Source organism: Streptomyces sp. NRRL S-495, assembly GCF_000966955.1.
GTDB classification, from domain to species: Bacteria; Actinomycetota; Actinomycetes; order Streptomycetales; family Streptomycetaceae; genus Kitasatospora; species Kitasatospora purpeofusca.
The window spans coordinates 1-1,998 of the sequence record NZ_JZWY01001295.1; the positions used below are offsets into that span (position 1 = coordinate 1).

The following is a 1,998-nucleotide window of genomic DNA, read 5'->3' on the forward strand; positions in this document are numbered from 1 at the left end:
CGCCCCTGCTCACCGTCGAGCCGCGCTACGCCCGGCAGTTCCAGCTGATGTACGGCGCGCTCGCCCCGGCCGGCCTCGACGTCGACGGCCCGCACCGGGCGGCCCTCGCCGAAGGGGTGGCGGGTGACCTCCTGACGCCGCGCCGCAAGTCGCCCTTCCTGCACCTGGAGACCCGCTACTACGCCGAACTTGCCGAGTTGCCGCACCAGTTGCTCGACTACCCGGAGCTGTACCGGATCAGCCGGCTGGCCGGGCACAGCGACGGGCAGCCGCTGGCCGAACTCGACGTGTGCAATGTGACCCACACCGTCTTCCACCTGGCCGACTTCGGCTTCCGGGACCCGGGCCTCGGCGAGGCCGATCTCGCCCACGCCCGCGACCGGGTCGAGCGTCTCACCGAGGAGTCCGTCCGGCGCGGCGAGTGGGACCTCACGGGCAAGCTCGTCCTCGCGCAGCACTGCCTCGGCCTCGACCCGCTGACCACGCCCTCGGGTGCGGCCGCTCTGCGCCTGCTCGCCGAGGCCCAGTCGCCGGAGGGGGCCTTCCCCGGCCGCTCCGCCACCGAGCGGGTGCCGGCCGACGCGAGCGCCGTCCACTTCTTCCGGAAGTCCTACCAGTCCACGCTGGTGGTGGCCCTGGCGACGGTGATCCTTCTGTGCCGGCGCGCGGGCACGGCCGGCGAACGTCCGCCGACGGAGTCCGCCGCCCCGGCCCTCGGCGGTGCCCGATGAGCCAGTCCAGCCCGACCAGCTCGACGAGCCCGACCACCCCGACGCCGGTCACCGCCACCGGTGCCCGCCTCCTCCAGGGCGAGCGCAACTGGTGGTTCCTCGGCCCGGGCGGCGGCCTCGCCCGGCTGCGCCCCGGCCAGTTGACCGAGGACGGCACCCTGCGCCCCGGCACCGAACGCAGCCTGCGCGAAAACGGCCTGCTGACCGCCCCGGCCCCGCGCAGCTACGCCCTGACCGTGCTGACCAGCACCCACTGCAACCTCGGCTGCGGCTACTGCTTCCAGAACACCGGCCAGGACAGCGTCGGCGGCAGCCGCCCGCCCCGGATCGCCCGCAAGCGGCTGACCTCGCGGACCATCACCGAGATCCTCGACTTCACCGACCGGCAGATGGCCGCCGCCGAGCTGGCGAAGCTCCGCATCCTGCTGTTCGGCGGCGAGCCCCTGCTCAACCCGCGCGGCTGCCTGGAACTCCTCGAACGGGCCGCCGACCACGGCCTCGCCTCCGCCTGGATGATCTCCAACGCGACCCTGCTCACCCCGGCACTCGCCACCGGACTCGCCGACCGGGGCCTGCGCTCCGTCCAGATCACCTTCGACGGCGACCGCCCGGACCACGACCGGATCCGGATCCGCCGCTCCGAGGGCGGCGGCACCTTCGACACCATCGTCGGCAACCTCGCCCGCGCCTCCGAGGCCTCCCCGTTGCGCTGGATCTTCCGGGTCAACGTCTCGCAGGAGACCTACCGGGGCGTCGACAGCCTGCTCGACCGGCTCGCCGCCGCGCTCGACCCGGCCCGCTGCACCCTCTACTTCGCCCAGGTGGGCGATGTCGGTGTGGGTTACGGCAACGACCTCCGGCACACCCGCGACCTCTCCGCGCGCTTCACCCGCTGGCAGCGCCGCGCCCTCGACCTCGGTTTCGGGGTGACCCGCCCGCAGGCCCACCGGCCGTGCGCCACCTGCGGGCACGGGGACGGCCGGTACGGCGCGGTGGTGAGTGCCGACGGCACCCTCGCCAGTTGCTGGGAGACGGCGGGCAAACCTGACTGGGAGGTCGGCACCGTCTCGGGCGGCTACCTGCCGGGCGCCCTCACCCGGGACCGCTGGGTCGGCTGCGAGGACCTCTACCGGCGCGACGAGGACCGGCGCACGCTCGCCGCGTTCCACGACACGGTCGACGCCGCGCTGCTCGACTACCTGGACGAGACGGGGCGCCTGTGAGCACGACACCCGGCCTCCGCACCGGTCCCGCCCCCGGCACCGAT

Annotated in this window: 2 protein-coding genes; both read left to right on the forward strand. The window is 74.3% G+C overall.

The window, feature by feature from the left end; all coding sequences use genetic code 11:
• On the forward strand, positions 1-731 hold a 731-nt coding region (locus tag VR45_RS41290), incomplete at its 5' end, for a hypothetical protein (RefSeq protein WP_045945126.1).
• On the forward strand, positions 728-1,954 hold the full coding sequence (locus tag VR45_RS41295) for a radical SAM protein (RefSeq protein ID WP_045945127.1): 1,227 nt from the start codon (positions 728-730) through the stop codon (positions 1,952-1,954). The genes VR45_RS41290 and VR45_RS41295, both read left to right, overlap by 4 nt.
• The last annotated feature ends 44 nt before the right edge of the window (positions 1,955-1,998 follow it).